This is a genomic window from Xanthomonas sp. NCPPB 3959 (genome assembly GCF_056675575.1).
The window spans coordinates 150328-166493 of sequence record NZ_JBWWVR010000010.1 but is presented as its reverse complement, the minus strand read 5'-3'; the positions used below and the strand labels follow the sequence as shown (position 1 = coordinate 166493).

Genomic DNA, 16166 nt, shown 5'->3' with positions numbered 1-16166 from the left:
GGAGTTCGAGTTGGAGTCGAAACCGGAACCGAGGATGGAGCTGGAGTCGGCTGCGGGGTTACGGGTGGCATCCAGGCCGCGGCAGAACAGGTAGCGCACGCCGCCGAAGTCGCGGGCGTAATCGTAGGCATCGCCCAGGCGGAAGCGCAGCCAGCGGTGCAGGGCGACGGTGTAGATCAGCGCCTGCAGCTCGTACTCGCTGTGCGCCATGGCGCGGGCCAGGGCGTCGGCGTCGTAGCTGGGCAGGCGGTTGGATTTGTAGTCGAGCACGTACCAGCGGCCGTGCACGGTGTAGGTGAGGTCGATCAGGCCGGTCATCAGGCCTTCCAGCCGCTGGCGCACACCGAAAGCCTGGCGGTCGCTCACCACGCCGAAGCGATGCAGCAATGCGAGCAATGCCTCCACGCGAGTGGGCCGCATGGCGAAGTGGAATTCCATCTCGTTGCGGCGCTGCGGCTCGGGCACGGCGGCCAGGGTGGTGCCTTCGGGCAGGGCGACGGTGAGGGTGTGGCCGATCAGGGCGGTGAGCATGGCCAGGCCGTCGTCCAGTTCGTCCTGGGTGTAACCGCCGCGTTGCAGCGCCTCGAGGATGGCGGCGGCCTGGCCCTCGGGTGCGGGCTGGCCCGGGCGCCAACCCTGCCAGGCGGCGAAGTCGCAGCGCTCGAATACGTCGTGCATCACCACGCCGAAGCGGTTGCCGGCAAAGCGCGGGTCGAAGGCGTCGACCTCGGCGGCCACCGCGATCGCCTCATGGCCGGACGGCTCGTCGCTGCCGCCACTGCCGACCACGGTGGCGCTGGCCATCGGGTCGGTGGCGGCGCCGGCATCGGCGTTGGCCAGCTGGGTGAAGCTGTAGACCCACCACTCCGGGGCGATATGCCGCTGCGGGGTGCGCGCGGGCGGCACCTGCGCTTCGATCGGTGGCGGCAGGCGCGGCAGGTTGGCCGGTGGCGTGGATGTGTCGACCACCACTGCGTCCTCGCCTGCCGCGCCCTGCAGCGCGTCGAGCACGCGCAGCATGCCGGACAACGCCGTGCGCTCGTGCTGGTGGAACGGGCCGCTGGCGATCCACAGCGCGTGCTCGGCGCGGGTCAGGCCGACGTAGAGCAGGCGGGCGTCTTCGGCGCGTTGTTCCTGCTTCCAGGCGGCTTCGGCGGCGCTCCAGGTGGGGTCTTCCTTGTCTGTCTTCCAGTGCAGCTGGCGGCCGAGCTCCGGCGCATGCACCACGCAATGGCGGCCGGCGCCCTTGTCGCTGCGGCCGATGCCGATGTACGGCAGGAACACCAGCGGATATTCCAGGCCCTTGCTCTTGTGCAGGGTGACGATCTGCACGCGGCGCGCGTCCGATTCCAGCCGCAGCTGCTGGGCTTCGTCGTTGTCGTCGGCATTGGCGATGCGGCGCGACAGCCAGTCCACCAGACCGTGCGGGCCGAGCGCGCGGGCGTCGGCCTCCTGCAGCAGTTCGGCCAGCTGCAGGTAGTTGGTGAGGCGGCGTTCGCCATCGACCAGGGCGAGCAGGCGTTGCCCGTGCGCGGCGCCCAGGTCGCCGATCAGGGCGAGCGGGCCACCGCGTTGCCAGCGCTCGCGCCAGTCCAGCGCCTGCTGCTGCCAGCGGCGATGCCGCTCGCCATCGTGTGCGAGCGCGGCGATGGCGGCGGCGTCCGCGCCGATCAGCACGGTGGCCAGCGCGGCGCGCAGGCGGCTGTCGTCGCCAGGGTCGAGCAAGGCCTGCAACAGGGCCAGCAGCTCCAGCGCTTCGTCGGTAGCGAACAGGCTCTGCTTGCCGGCCGCCACGGCGGGGATGCCCACCGCGCCCAGCGCCTGTTGCATGCGCGTGGCCTCGCCGTGGCTGCGCACCAGCACGGCGATATCGCCGGCCTGCACCGGGTGACCAGTGATGGTGGCGGTGCCGTCGCGGCCACCGGCCAGCCAGCCGCGGATCGCTGCCACGCAGGCGGCGGTGGCCAGCTCGCGGGCGCGGCCGGCGCTCCAGGGTTTGGGCTTGCCTTTGATTGGCGGTGGCGGTTCCGGCGCGCGCCACAGCGTCAGCGCCGGAGCGGCGGCGCCATTGCGTTGCAGGTCGGCATCCACCCGCTTGGTACCGGGCTGCACCGGGTGGAAGGCGATGCCGTCGGTGAGGAAGGCCTCGGTGTAGCCGGCCTGCGCGTACAGCGCATCGATGGCCGCCAGCACGCCGGGGCGCGAGCGGAAGTTGTGGCTCAGCGGCGGGGCGAGTTCGGCAGTGACCGCGGCGGCCAGATAGGTGCGCACATCGCCGCCACGAAAGCCGTAGATGGCCTGCTTGGGATCGCCGATCAAAAACAGCGCCGGCTCCAGGCCGGCCGCGCGTGCGAGCGGGCCTTCGCCGAACACGTTGGAGAAGATCGCCCACTGGCGGTCGTCGGTGTCCTGGAATTCGTCCACCAGCGCGATGGCGTATTGCGCGCGCAGCCGTGTGACCAGGGCATCGGCTTGCGCGCCTTCCAGTGCGTGCGCAACGCCATCGACCAGGTCGTCGTAGGTCTGCACGCGGCGCTGGCGCTTGAGCAATGCTAATCGTGCGATGGCATCGTCGCGCAATGCGTGCAGCAGACGGATGCGGCGACGGGTGCGCCATTCTTCGACACGGGCCAGCGCGGTGAGATAGCCGTCGATCTCGTGGCTCAGCGGCGAGGCAGGTGTGCGCTCAACGAACTTCTTGTTGGTGCCGGCCGCCAGTTCCGCGGCGGTGAGTTTGATCAGCTTGGGGTGCGGCGCGGTGTGCATCGATGGCGCAGCGGCGAAGCTATCGAACCAATGCCACAGCGCTGTTAGCCACTCGGGCTTGTAGCTGACCTTGCTCAGGATGCCGCCGTCGATGGCGGCCATGATGGTTTCGAAAAATGCGGTGCCGTGGGACTGGAATGCGGCGGACAAGGCGGTGCTGGCATCTTGCACGGCCTGCAGCAGCGCGGCCGCATCGTCGGTGGTTGTGGCCACCGCCGGCAACAGCGTCGGATGGCGCACCAGCGCGCGCAGATCGCTGGCCAATGCATCGGGGCCGCCCGACCACAGCGCGATCAGGTCTTCGGCCATCGCTGCGTCGGCGGCGCGCTGGCGCCATAGATCGGCGGCGACTTCGCCGAGCAGTTCGCGGTCGTTGGCGAGCAGTTCCGGCGCGGCGAAGGCCTGGCCGCTTTCCAGCGCATGCTCACGCAGCACGCGCGCGCAGAAACCGTGGATGGTGAAGACCGCGGCCAGGTCGATTTCTTCCACCGCCTGTTGCAGGCGGCGGCGTAAGGCGGCGGGGGTTTCGGTGCCGGTGGCCAGGTGGGTGGTGAGGATGGCGCGGGTGAGGAGGACGTCGGGCGCTTCGTGTAGGAGCGGCCTTGGCCGCGACGGGTCGAGGTCGGTCGCGGCCGAGGCCGCTCCTACAAAAGCCGAGGGAGCGGCGGGTGCCTGCGTTGTGGATGGGTCGGTCGCGGCCGGGGCCGCTCCTACAGAGGCTGATAGGGCGTCGGGTGCCTGCGCTGCCGGCGGTTCGGGCGCGGACGCTCCTACGACGGTTGGCGAACCATCAGGCACCAACGACGCGGCCAGCACCAGGCGTTCGCGGATGCGGCGGCGCAGTTCCTGGGTGGCGGCTTCGGTGAAGGTCACTGCGAGGATCTGGCCGATACGCAGCCCGCGCTCGACCACCAGCCGGGTGAACAGCGTGGCCAGGGTGAAGGTTTTGCCGGTGCCGGCGCTGGCCTCGATCAGGCGTACGCCGTGCAACGGCAAATGCAGGTACGGGTCGGTGACGGGGCCGGCGCTCATTCGGCTTCTTCCTGCGCGCCGTGCCAGTGGCGCCAGCTCTCGATCAAACGCTCCGGATCCAGCGTGGCGTCGACGTTGCCGCGTTCGAGCAGGTCGTACACGCGATGGCTGGTGATGGCGAACTCGGCAAAGCGTTGCGCATCGGCGAACGGGTCGCGGCCGCGGTTGACCAGGCGCAGTTCCGGGCTATGCGATTCGCTCCAGCCGAAGCTGGATTGCCACTGCCCGGCGGCGTCCTTGATGGCCTTGTCCAGATCGTCGCTGCGCGCGGCTTGGTGATATTTCCAGCTGCTGTAGGGCGCGAACGCCAGCGGCGTCTGCAAGCCCTGCCGATACACCTGCAGCAGTGCAGCCAACGCGCTCTGCGCCTGCGTTTGCGACAGCGGTTCGGCGTCGATGGGATGCGGGCCTAAACCGTCTTCGTCTTCGAAGAAGCGCACATACGGCGCGTGCTCGCCGGCGGCGCGCAGCAGCAGCCATTCCAGGCCGTGGCGGATCGCGCTGCGGCCGCTGAGCGCGCCGACCTGCACCCGCCCCACGCCGCTCGCATACCAACCCGGCACCCGGCCGTGCACCTCGGTCTCGCCGATCTGCACCTGCAAGCGGCGCGACTCGGCCGGCGCCTCGCCACGCCACTGCCGGAATGCTTCGGCATACGGGCGCAGTTGCGTCACCCGCTCATCGAGCTGGCGACGCCCCAGCGGACCGGAGGGTAGCAGCGCACGGGCGCGCAAACGCTCGTAGAGCCGGTCGGTGTCGCCCGCCAGTGCGGCGTCGAACACATGCTGCTGCAGGCCGTATTGATCCAAGCCGCGCGTGGGGGCGAGCAGCGGTTCGAGGTCACTGTCTTCGCCGGCCGGATCGGGCAGACGCATGCCCAAACGATGACGCAGGAACTGCCCGGCCGGGTCGGCGAACAGGCGGCGCAAGTCGTCGATCGAGACGCTGGTCGGCAACACAATGTCATCGGCCGGCAACGCACCGGCCACCCACGGCGCGAGCGGCTGCCGCTGGCCGACCAAGCTGTCCACAGCCGGCCGCCATTGGCGGCGATAACTGAAGCGACGCGGGTCGGCGCCGTCTTCGCCCAGCGCACCGAACGCGGCGGCGGCGAAGGGCTGCAACGGGTGGTGCACGACCAGCCTATCGATTGCCTTGGGGTCAAGGTGATATTGCGCAGCGCTGGCCAACAATTCGCTGACCAGCACCGACGGCTCGCGTGCGCTGCCATCGCGCGCATCGGCGCCGAGGTAACTCAGATAAAACACTTCCTGCGCGGAGGCGAACAACTGCAGAAACAGAAAGCGGTCGTCCTCGCGGGTTGAACGATCACCGTGGCGACGACGCTCGGTGCCCAACTCTGCAGTGAGGCGATTGAGCCCGGCGGCCGGATCGCGGCGCGGGAAGTCGCCATCGTTCATGCCGAGCAGGCAGATCGCGCGGAACGGCAACAAGCGCATCGGCACCATGCGGCCGAAACTGATGCCGCCAGTGAGCAGCGGCGCGCGTGTGTCCGACTCGCCCAGCACCGCGGCAAAATGCGCGCGCACCACCTCGGCGGGCACTTTGCCGGCGTATTCGGCGCGCACTGCGTCACGGGCGAACTGGTCGATCAAGCTGCGCAAGCGATCGAGCGCGCGCTGTGCACGTGGTGCGGTGGGCGCTTTTGGAATCAGCGCCTCCAGCAGGCCGAGCAGACGCTCGCGCCACTCGACCGGCGTCATCGCTTCGGCCAATACGGACTGGTGACGTTCGAGCACGCGCAGCAGCTTCAACAAGATATCGAGCGCAGCCAATGCGCTGCCTTCCAGCTGCGGCCATGGCGCCACGCCCTCGATATCGTCGTCGGCGCCGCTGGCATGGCCGAGCAGCAGCCGGTCCAGCGCGAAGCGCCAGGTGTAGGCGTCGTCGCTCGGTGCCTGGTGCTGACGCCGATGCGCCGCATCCAGCCCCCAGCGCGCGCCGGCCGCGTGCAGCCAACCGCGCAGGCGTTCCAGCCCGGCTTCGTCCAGGCCGGCGGCCTCGGCGATCGGCGCACTGGCCAGCAGGTCGAGAATCTCGTGCAGGCCGAAGCGTGCGATCGGCAGGCCGAGCAAGGTGAGGAACACCTCGGCCAGCGGCTCGCTCGCCAACGGGCTGGCATCGGCCAGCGCGTACGGCAGCGCGTCGTCGTTGCCGTGACTGCCGAACACAGCGTCCAGATACGGCACGTACGGGTCGATGTCCGGCGACAGCACCGCGATCTCGCGCGGCTGCAGCGGCGGGTCGAAGCGCGGGTCGTCGAGCAGGGCGCGCAGTTGGTCGTGCAGCACCTGCAGCTCGCGCAGCCGCGTATGGCAGGCGTGCACCTGCAGGCTGGGGTCGTGCAGATTCACCGCCGGCAACACTGCAGGCACGCTCGGTGCACGGCGATGGAACAGGTCGCTTTGCATACGCCGCAGCAAACTATCGCCCAGGCCGCCATCGGCCAGTGCGCGGCGGCCGGACTCCAGCGGATCGGCGTAGGCGGCGATCTCGGCCAGCGGATGCACCACCTCGTAGTCGCCGACCAGCGCCATGAAATCGCGCCCGGCCGCGCCCCAGGCCTGCAGCAGCGGGTTTTCCTGCACCTGCTCGGCGAACAGCTGCACCGCGCCGTCTTCGCGACGGCGTTGCCACAACGTCTGCAGATCGCCCCAGTAACCTTGCGTCGGCGTGGGCAGATAGAAATGCAGCGTGCCCACGCGCGCCTGCGTGGCCAGCACGCGCAGCACGTCGGGCGAGATGTTGAGGATGGCGAAGGCAAACAGGCGCTTCGGCAAGCCTTGCGGCAGCGGACCATCCGGGCGCGCGTGGCGATCCAGATACTGGCCGATGCGGCGCGCACGGTATTGCCGGCCGGACGCGATGCTGCGCCACAAGCGCGCCTGCGGATCATCGGGGTCGGCGCCGCCTTCCCAGCGCAGCAACCAGTCGCGTCGCCAGGCCTGGTACTTCTCGAACACGTTGCCCAGCTCGCCGGCCAGCGCCCAGGGCTTGAGTGCATCGCCATCGGACAGATACCCGGCCAGAAGCGCCAACGCCGCGTCGCTGCCCAGATCGGCCTGCAGCGCGGTATAGAGGCGCCACTGAGTGGTCGCCATGTCCAGATCGTCGTCGGCCGGGCCGAGATTGCATTCCAGCGCGCGCGCGACGAATTCGCCGGGGGTGAGGAATTCCAGATTCGCCGCAACTCCATGCTCGGCCGCCAGCGTGGACTGCAGCCAGCGCCGCATCGCCACCTGCGGAATCAACACCACCTCCGGCTGCAGCAACGGCTGCTCCGGCACCGGCCGGCGCAGCTCCTGTGCGAGCAAGGCGGCCAGCGTATCCAGCGCGTTTGACGGATAGAGGCGAAAATCTGGCGCGGAAGTGGCGTGCATGCGTGCGTGCATTGTGCCGGATGCAGGCGCACTGCGTTGTTTGCGCATGCGCTCGGCGACCGCACGATGGCGATCGGCGCGGTAGACAAACGCGATGGGCCGAGCGTTTCCGCCCGGCCCATCGCATTGCCTCATTGCATGACGCTCGCCGCGATCAGTATTTCTTTTCCAGATTGATCATCCAGGTCTGATCGTCGTTGTTGTCGCCATCGGTAATGCCGCGGTATTCCAGCCGCGTCGACAGGCCCTGCTCGGTCAACAACGCCGCACCGATGCCCACCATCAAACGGTTGCGATCGAACGCGCTTTGCCCGGCGCGATAGAACGGCCCGCCGTTCAAATCGGCGTAACTCAGCGTCGCATCGCCACGGCCCTGGAAGTCGCGCTGATATTCCACGCGCAACTGCGGGGTCAGCCGGCCCCAGGCGACGTCGCGGCGCCATTCCAGCCGCAGGCCCAGGTTGCCGGTGGTGGTGGCCACGTCCATGTCGTCATAGCGCAGTGCGAACGGCGCCACGCCGTCTTCGACATAGCCATCCAGCGTTGCGCGTGCCACATCCACACGTGCGTACGGAGTGATCTGCAGATCGCCACGCTGCAGGTCCGCACCGGTGGACACCGACGCGATCCACTGCTTGCCGTCGCGGTTGCCCTCGGCCATCGAGCTATCGTCGGTGACGAAGCGACGCAGGTCGTAGGACAGCAGCTGGTAGCCCACCAAGGTGTCGAAGAAGAACGCCTTGCCCGGGTGGAAGCTGGCATACAACGCCATGGTGTAGGCGCTGGCCTTGGAGTGGCTGCCGTTCCTGCCCACATCGCTGTCGTCGCGTCCCCAGCCCAGGCCCGCACCGATCGCCAGCGACTGCGCCACCCGGTAATCGGCGCCCACGCTCAGGCCGTCGGTCTGGAAGTCCACCCCGGTGCTGTTGGACTGCTTGTCCAGGCTGCCCGAGCGGATCGCACCGCCCACCCACAGACCCAGGTCGCCCTGACCCTGCGCAGTGCTGTTGCCGCTGCTCGCCACTGCCGGCGCATCGCGGAAGTCGTTGTCGGCCTCCTGCGTGTCCGGGCTGCACGGCTGCGCACTGATGCCGCGATCGGCCTGGCGGCAATGCGAGGTCGGCTGGAAGCTCACCGCGTTGCTGAAGGTGCTGCCGCCGCGATGGGTGGCTTCCAGACGGCGCTGGAAGTTGTCGATCTGCGCCCGCGCAAAACGCCGCGTGGACTCGGACTGCGCATCGATCAGGCCACGCACTTCCGCATCCACGCTGGGGTCGCGGCGCGGCGCGATGGTGAACACCACGCTGGCCGGCACCGACGTGGCGAACGCATTGGACAAGGTGAACTGCACCGTGGCCTGGCCGACGAACGCCGGGTTCGGGGTGAAGGTCAGCATGAACGTGGGCGTCTCGGCCATCGCAGCCGCCGCCGGCGATGGGCCGGAGGCACGCGCCGCCGCCGCAGTGGCGGTACCGCCAGTCCGGGTGATGGTGGCGGTACCGGCAGAGGCCGGCAGCACCGCGACCACGGCCGCAGCCACAAACGGCCCGCCGGTGGCATTGCGGGTCAGATCGACCTGCTGCGCCTCGCCCGGCACTGCCGCGGCAGTCACCGACACCGCCACCGGCCGCGCGTTGACCGTAATGGTCAACGTGACCGGGGCCGAGGTGCCGCCGCTACCGGTGACCGTGTAGCTCACCACATCGGTGCCGACGAAACCGGCGGCCGGCGTGTAGACCAGCTCCAGCCCGTTGACCACGGCGGTGCCGTTGGTCGGCGCAGTGGCAATGGCGATCGAGGCGATGTTGCCGGTGTCGTTGGCGGTCACCGCCACCGTCACCGCGGTGTCGGACATGGTCGCCGCCACATCGGCCACGGCCACCGGCGCCGCATCGCTCACCGTGAAGCTATAGGCCTGCGTGGCGCTGGCATTGCCGGCATCGGCCACCGCGATGGTGAAGGACGAAATGCCCTGCGTGGTTGGCGTGCCCGACAGCGTGCCGTCGCTGGCCAGCGTCAGGCCAGCCGGCAAGGTGCCGCTGGCGATGCTGTAGCGATACGGCGCGACGCCACCGCTGGCAGTCAGCACCTGGTTGTACGCGCTGCCGCTCACCGCCGGTGGTAGCGTAGGCTGCGCCAGCACCAGCGTCGCCGCTGCAATGGTGACCGCATAGCTGCGGCTGGCCTGGGCGGCCGGGCTGGGCGTGCTGTCGGTCGCGGTCAGGGTGAAGTTGAACGTGCCCGACAAGGTTGGCGTCCCGCTGAGCCCGCCGGTCGCAGCGTCGAGCACAACGCCATTGGGCAATGCGCCTGCAGTCAGTGCATAGCTGTAGGGCGCAGTGCCGCCGGTGGCCGGAGCAATCGTCGCCGCATACGCCTGCCCGGCCGTGCCTGCCGGCAAGGTGCTTGCCGGCAACGCCAGGTTCGGGCTCGCCACCGTCAGCGCATAGGCCTGCGCAGCGGTGAAATTATTCGCGTCGGTTGCCGTCACGGTGAAGTTGAAGCTGCCTTCCACCGTGGCGGTACCGGACAGCGTGCCGTTGCTGGCCAGGGTCAAGCCAGCCGGCACGTTGCCCGCGCTGATTGCATACGTGTAAGGCGCGGTGCCGCCGCTGGCGCTCAAAGCCTGGCTGTAGGCCGTGCCACGCATGGCGGACGGCAACGCGGTGGGCGCGATCACGACCACAGGTGCCGCGATGGTCAGCGTGTAGCTGCGGCTGGCCTGCGCGGCCGGACTCGGCGTGCTGTCGGTCGCGGTCAGGGTGAAGTTGAACGTACCCGCCACGGTCGGCGTGCCGCTCAGTGCACCGGTCGCCACGTCCACGACAACACCCGTCGGCAACGCACCGGCGGTCAGTGCATAGCTGTAGGGCGCGGTGCCGCCGGTGGCCGGAGCAATCGTCGCCGCATACGCCTGCCCGGCCGTGCCTGCCGGCAAGGTGCTTGCCGGCAACGCCAGGTTCGGGCTCGCCACCGTCAGCGCGTAGGCCTGCGAAGCGGTGAAGGTGTTCGCATCTGTCGCCGTCACGGTGAAGTTGAAGCTGCCTTCCACCGTCGGGTTGCCGGACAGCGTGCCGTTACTGGCCAGGGTCAGGCCGGCCGGCACACTGCCCGCGCTCACCGCATAGGTGTACGGCGCGGTCCCGCCGCTGGCGGTCAGCACCTGGCTGTAGGCCGTGCCGCGGGTCGCAGCCGGTAGCGCGGTGGGTGCGACCACGATGACCGGTGCCGCGATGGTCAGCGTGTAGCTGCGGCTGGCCTGCGCGGCCGGACTTGGCGTGCTGTCGGACACGGTCAGGGTGAAGTTGAACGTGCCCGCCACGGTCGGCGTGCCGCTGAGTCCACCGGTCGCCACGTCGACGACCACACCCGTCGGCAACGCACCGGCGGTCAGTGCATAGCTGTAGGGTGCGGTGCCGCCGGTGGCAGGCGTGATTGCCGCGGAGTACGCCTGCCCGGCCGTACCTGCCGGCAAGCTGCTTGCCGGCAGCACCAGGTTCGGGCCGGCCACGGTCAGGCTGTAGGCCTGATTGCCGGTGAAGCTCCCCGCATCGGTGGCGGTCACGGTGAAGTTGAAGCTGCCTTCCACCGTTGCGGTACCCGACAGCGTGCCATTGCTGGCCAGGGTGAGACCGGCCGGCAACGTGCCGCTTGCTAGCGCGTAGGTGTACGGCGCGGTGCCGCCACTGGCGCTCAGCGTCTGGCTGTAGGCAGTGCCACGCGTGGCGGCCGGCAGCGTGGACGGCGCAACGACGATCGGCGGCGCGGCGATGTTCAAGGTGTAACCGCGTGTGCCCTGCGAGGGCGTGCCGCTGGTGCTGTCGGTGGCGGTCACGCTGAAGGCAAAGCTGCCCACGCTGCCGGGGGTGCCGGTCAGGGCGCCGCTGCTGCCATTGAGCGTGATGCCCGCCGGCAGGGCGCCGGCGGTGACGGCGTAGGTATACGGCGCAATGCCGCCCGTCGCCGGATTGAGCGCGCTCGAATAGGCCTGGCCTGCAGTGCCGGCCGGCAAGCTGGTCGCCGGCAAGGTCACCGTCGCGCCGGCCACGGTCAACGTGTAGGCACGGTTGCCGCTGGTGGGGCTGCCGCCGCTATCGGTGGCGGTCGCAGTGAAGTTGAAGCTGCCGGTGGCCGTGGGCGTGCCGGACAGCACGCCGGCAGCGCTCAGGGTCAGCCCGGCCGGCAACGCACCGGCGGTGACGGCGAAGCTGTACGGCGCGGTGCCGCCGCTGGCGCTCAGGTTCTGGCTGTAGGCGCTGCCCGCGGTCGCCGCCGGCAGCGATGCCGGCCCGACCGTCACCACCACGTCGTCGTTGAGGATGGTGCCGGCGCCGGTGGCGCGCGCGATGCTGGCGTTGCTGGCACCGGACAGGCCGACGCTGAAGGTCTCGTTGGGTTCGACCGCGGTGTCGCCATTGACGGTGATCGCCACGCCCTGCGCGGTGGTGCCCGGCGCGAACGTCAGCGTGCCCGAACGCGCGACATAGTCGCTACCTGCGGTGGCAGTGCCGTCGGCAGTGGCGTAATTGACCGACACGGTCTGGCCGCTGGCCGCGCTCAGGCTCACCGTGAAGGTCGCCGTGGTGGTGCCGCTGTTGCCTTCGTTGACGCTGACGTCGTCGATCGACAACGCCGGCTGCGCATCGTCGTTGACGATCGTGCCCTGGCCCTGAACATCGCCGGCGCTGGCGCCGCTGACATTGCTGACGTTGACGAAGAAGGTCTCGTTGGGTTCGCTGAGGGTGTCGCCGTTGACCAGCACGGTGAAGGTGGCGCTGCTGCTGCCGGCGGGAATGGTCTGCCCGGTCAGGCTGGAGGCAACGTAGTCCACACCCGCGGTAGCGGTGCCATCGGCGGTGGCGATATCGAAGCTGACGCCGCCGGTGCCGGCCGGCTGGCTCAGCGAGACGGTGAAGGTGGCATTGCTGGTGCCGGCATTGCCTTCGTTCACGGACACGTCGTTGATCGACAGCGTCGGTTGGTCGTCGTTGGCGATGGTGCCGATGGCGCTGTTGGGCGAGCCCACGCTGTAGCCGCTGCCCGCAGCGAGGCTGATCACCACGGTCTCGTCCGGTTCGATGGTGGCATCGGCGGTGGGATTGATGGTGATGGTGCCGCTGATCTGGCCGGCGGCGATCGTCAGCGGGGAACTCACGGCCGCGTAGTCGCTGCCCGAGGTCGCGCTGCCGCCGACATTGAAGGCGACCGACACCGCGCTCTGCGCGGCCTGGTCGAGCGTGACGGTATAGATCAGATTGCCTGCGCCGTCCTCGGGCACGCTGGCCGGAGACACCGTGATCGATGCGGTCGGAAAGTCGTCGTTGACGATGGTGGCGGTGGCGCCGGACGGGCTGCCGATGGCATAGCCGCTGCCGCTGACCACGCTGATCACCACCGTCTCGTTGGCCTCCACCGTGGTGTCGGCGACCGGGGTGACGGAGAAGGTGGCCGTGGTGGCGTTGGCGGGCACCACCACGCTGTTCGGCGCACCCGTGTAGTCGGTGCCGCTGGTGGCGGTGCCGCTGCGGCTGAGGTTCACCGTGGTCGCCGAACTGCTGCTCTGGCTCAGCGTCACCGTGTAGGTGAAGGCGGCGCCGCTGTCTTCGTTGCGGCTGGCCGGGCTCACCGCGATGCTGGCCGACAGCGACGGGGTGATGGTGATGTTGACGGTGATGGTGTCGCCCCGGCCATCTTCCAGGGGGAACGTGTCGCTGGTGGCGCCGTCACCGTTGTGGGTGTAGGTGACGATCTGCGTGCCCTGCGCGCCGCTCGGATTGGGCACCACGATCGTGCCGTGCGCGGGTTGCACACCGTTCCAGCCAACGCCGATATCGTCTGCTCCCGTGCCATCGCAGGTCGTCACGTCGATCTGTACCGAACCGCCCTGCACCACTGTGGCGTTCAGCGTCGGGCAGTAGGTCGAGGCTTGCGCCATCGCCCAGCCTGGCGCCAAGAGCATCATCGCGAACAGGACAAACATCACGGCCAGACGTGCGCGGCCGCCGGTGGCGTCCGCTAGAAACCTACGTTGCTTATTCACTGTCCACACCCCTGGAGCGCGCCATCCCCGGCGCCGGCAACGATCCTCGTGCCTGAAGACAACGTCGCCCTAGTGGGATTGCTCCCTTCGACATTGCGAGGGTATTTGAACAGGAACTGACTAACGAATAAAGAACAAAAACTTAATACTTCATTCCAATTCTGAATAGTTGAGACTTGCTCTATTCAAAAATGACATGTATCTGTGCAAATTATTCCGACACGCAGTCGGCGTTGCACTTACGGGAAGGAAGTCCGCATGAGTGAGTTCTTCTTGGGTCAGATCATGATGACCGGCTTTGCGTTTGCGCCCAAGTATTTTGCGCAGTGCAATGGCCAACTGCTGCCGGTCAATCAGAACCAGGCACTCTTCAGCTTGCTTGGTACACGTTTCGGCGGCAATGGCAGTACCACTTTCGCGCTGCCGGACATGCGCGGGCGCACGCCGCTCGGCTTTTCGCCTTCGGCCGATGCAAACTGGCAGCCCGCACCGCTGACGATCGGCCAAAGCTCCGGCGCTGAGAACGTGTCGCTGCTGCCCAGCAACCTCCCGGCGCACAATCATTTGCTGGAGTGTTCCAGCACTGCCGGCAACAACCGGGGTCCCAGCGGTCGCTCTTTCGGCACCAATGCCAGCACGAGCGGTCCGGCCACCGCGCTGTATGCGGCGCCGGGGACACTGGTGGCGATGAATCCGGCAACCGTGGCTCAGGCCGGTGGCAGCCAGCCGCATCCGAATCTGCAGCCGTACACCACGCTCAATTTCTGCATCGCGCTGTCCGGCATCTTTCCTTCGCGCAGCTAAGACGGCGCCTGCACCTCATAAGCAGCGCGCCACCGGCGGCGCGCAGCGCACCCATCGACCAGATAAGGACACCATGGCCACTCCATTCATCGGTGAGATCCGCATGTTCGGCTTCGGCCGTACTCCGCAAGGCTGGCAGGCCTGCGACGGCAGCCTGTTATCGATCTCCGAATACGAAGTGCTGTTCATGCTGATCGGCACCACCTACGGCGGCGATGGGCAGAGCACCTTCGCGGTACCGGATCTGCGCGGGCGCGTACCGCTGCATCAGGGCCAGGGCCCGGGCCTGAGCAACTACGTGATCGCCCAGAAGGCTGGCGCCGAGACGGTTACCCTGACCGGGCTGCAGTTGCCGGCGCACACGCACACGCTGGTCGCTACAACCACCACCGCGACGGCCACCGCGCCATCCGGACTGTTGCCTGGCACGGTCGTCGGCGACGTGTTCTACGCGACCGACACCACCGGCGCCACGGCGACGCCGATGGCCACCGAGTCCACCACGATCACCGGCGGTGGCCAGCCGCACGAGAACACCATGCCGACCTTGACGGTGCAGTACTGCATCTCCACTGCCGGTATTTTCCCGCAGCAGAGCTGAGCCCATTCGCCGCGCCGCGCTCGGTGCGGTGCCTGCACGTTCTACAGAAGGACCGCGTTCATGACCGAACCCTATATTGGCGAAATCCAGCTGTTCGGCTTTGATTTCAATCCCGTCGGCTGGGCGCTGTGCAACGGCGCCACGCTGCCGATGCAGCAGAACATCACGCTTTACTCGCTGCTCGGCATCGCCTATGGCGGTAACGGCTCGACCACGTTTCAACTGCCGAACTTCTGCGGACGCGCCGGCTGCGAGCAGGGGCCGGGCCCGGGATTGACCAGCCGGCAGTTGGGCAATAGCTTCGGCTCGGCCACAGTGAGCCTGTTGCCCACGCAGATCCCGCCGCACCAGCACGGCATCAACGCGTTCACGCAACCGGATTCGACCAAGAAAAGCGGCACGCCCGCCAACGGCGCAGCGCTTTCAGCGCTAGGCAGCAGCACGGCACGACCGTTCGTGACAGTGGCGCAACCCGACACCCAGTTCTCGCCCACGGCGCTGCTGCCGACCGGCAACGGCTTGGCGCACGATAACCAGCAACCGTATCTGGCGGTGAATTTCTGCATTGCGTTGTCCGGCACCTATCCACAGTTCGATTGACGCCATGCAACACGATGCCTGCGTTGCGCTGGCGAGCGAGCAGCCCGGCATAGTCCGTCCGCGTGCACTGATCGCACGCGGCATCTCGTTGCGACCTGAGCGTGACGACGATCTGCCCTGGCTGCGGGATCTCTATGCCGACACCCGCAGCGACGAACTGGTGCACGTGCCCTGGCCGGAGACGACCAAGCGCGCGTTTGTGGATCAGCAGTTCACCCTGCAGCGCACGCATTATCGGCAGCACTATCCGGACGCCGACTTTCTGATCGTACAGACGCCGGACGAACGCATCGGCCGGCTGTATCTTCAGCGCGCAGCGCTGCAGCACGTGCTGGTCGATATCAGTCTGTTACGGGGTTGGCGCGGCAAGGGCGTGGGCACCGCATTGATCGTGCATGCGCAAACCCTGGCGCAGGCCGCGAGCTGTGGCGTGGCGTTGCACGTCTTGCATGCCAACCCTGCGGCGCGCCGGCTTTATGCGCGACTGGGTTTTCTCGCGGGCGACGCCAGCAGTACCCACCTTGCGATGCACTGGCAGCCCGCCGAGATGGCGGCCACGCCGCTCAGTTGAAGATCGCCTGATACAGAAAGCCATCGCGCTCGCGTGCCACCGGCACCAGAAACACCCCGACCTCACCCAGCCGCGTGTGGCGCAACTGATAGATCTGCTGCGGAAACAGGAATGCCGAACTATTGCGGAACAGCAGCGAGAATGGCGCGCGATGGACTGCGTGCTTGGTGGGCAACGGCCGTGCCTCCACCAGCACGAATGGAACCTCGCCTTCGTTCAATGCGGCAGAGAACGTTTCGTTGACGCTGCCTGCGAAGTGCTCCAGGGTCAGTAAGTCCATTTTGTGCTCATGGTCGGCAGAGAGTTCGATCATCCACATCGGGCATACCTGCCACAACAGCTGTGCGCTCG

Annotated in this window: 7 protein-coding genes and 2 pseudogenes; 4 read left to right on the top strand and 5 right to left on the bottom strand. The window is 68.1% G+C overall.

Going from position 1 to position 16166, the window contains the following annotated elements; all coding sequences use genetic code 11:
- Positions 1 to 50: 50 nt before the first annotated feature.
- The 4 genes and pseudogenes from recB to AC1KVG_RS13505 form a co-directional block, all read right to left on the bottom strand.
- A pseudogene (recB, locus tag AC1KVG_RS13520) lies at positions 51 to 3798 on the bottom strand (exodeoxyribonuclease V subunit beta); the annotation flags it as partial.
- Positions 3795 to 7199 carry an exodeoxyribonuclease V subunit gamma gene (recC, locus tag AC1KVG_RS13515; protein ID WP_481094729.1) on the bottom strand — a complete coding sequence of 1135 codons (3405 nt, stop codon included), beginning with the start codon at positions 7197 to 7199 and terminating at the stop codon, positions 3795 to 3797. The pseudogene recB and the gene recC, both read right to left, overlap by 4 nt.
- 154 nt (positions 7200 to 7353) lie before the next feature.
- The gene (locus AC1KVG_RS13510) at positions 7354 to 10692 is read right to left on the bottom strand and encodes a putative Ig domain-containing protein (protein ID WP_481094767.1); all 3339 of its coding nucleotides are present in this window, start codon (positions 10690 to 10692) and stop codon (positions 7354 to 7356) included.
- A 69-nt stretch (positions 10693 to 10761) separates the two neighbouring features.
- Positions 10762 to 12822, bottom strand: a pseudogene (locus AC1KVG_RS13505) (Calx-beta domain-containing protein); the annotation flags it as partial.
- 675 nt (positions 12823 to 13497) lie between these two features.
- Here AC1KVG_RS13505 and AC1KVG_RS13500 point away from each other — a divergent pair.
- From AC1KVG_RS13500 to AC1KVG_RS13485, 4 genes are all read left to right on the top strand, one after another.
- Positions 13498 to 14043, top strand: a complete 546-nt coding sequence (locus AC1KVG_RS13500; RefSeq protein WP_481094728.1) for a phage tail protein — start codon at positions 13498 to 13500, stop codon at positions 14041 to 14043.
- Between the two features lie 73 nt (positions 14044 to 14116).
- Positions 14117 to 14644 (top strand): tail fiber protein, encoded by a 528-nt coding sequence (locus tag AC1KVG_RS13495; protein ID WP_115041053.1) that lies wholly within the window; start codon positions 14117 to 14119, stop codon positions 14642 to 14644.
- A 60-nt stretch (positions 14645 to 14704) separates the two neighbouring features.
- Complete coding sequence (locus tag AC1KVG_RS13490; RefSeq protein WP_481094727.1) at positions 14705 to 15244, top strand: phage tail protein; 540 nt, start codon at positions 14705 to 14707, stop codon at positions 15242 to 15244.
- Positions 15245 to 15248: 4 nt separating this feature from the next.
- On the top strand, positions 15249 to 15815 hold the full coding sequence (locus AC1KVG_RS13485) for an N-acetyltransferase family protein (RefSeq protein ID WP_481094726.1): 567 nt from the start codon (positions 15249 to 15251) through the stop codon (positions 15813 to 15815).
- On the opposite strand, the gene AC1KVG_RS13480 is transcribed toward AC1KVG_RS13485, so the two are convergent.
- Positions 15808 to 16095 (bottom strand): DUF6916 family protein, encoded by a 288-nt coding sequence (locus tag AC1KVG_RS13480; RefSeq protein ID WP_115041099.1) that lies wholly within the window; start codon positions 16093 to 16095, stop codon positions 15808 to 15810. The genes AC1KVG_RS13485 and AC1KVG_RS13480 overlap by 8 nt on opposite strands.
- Positions 16096 to 16166 lie beyond the last annotated feature (71 nt).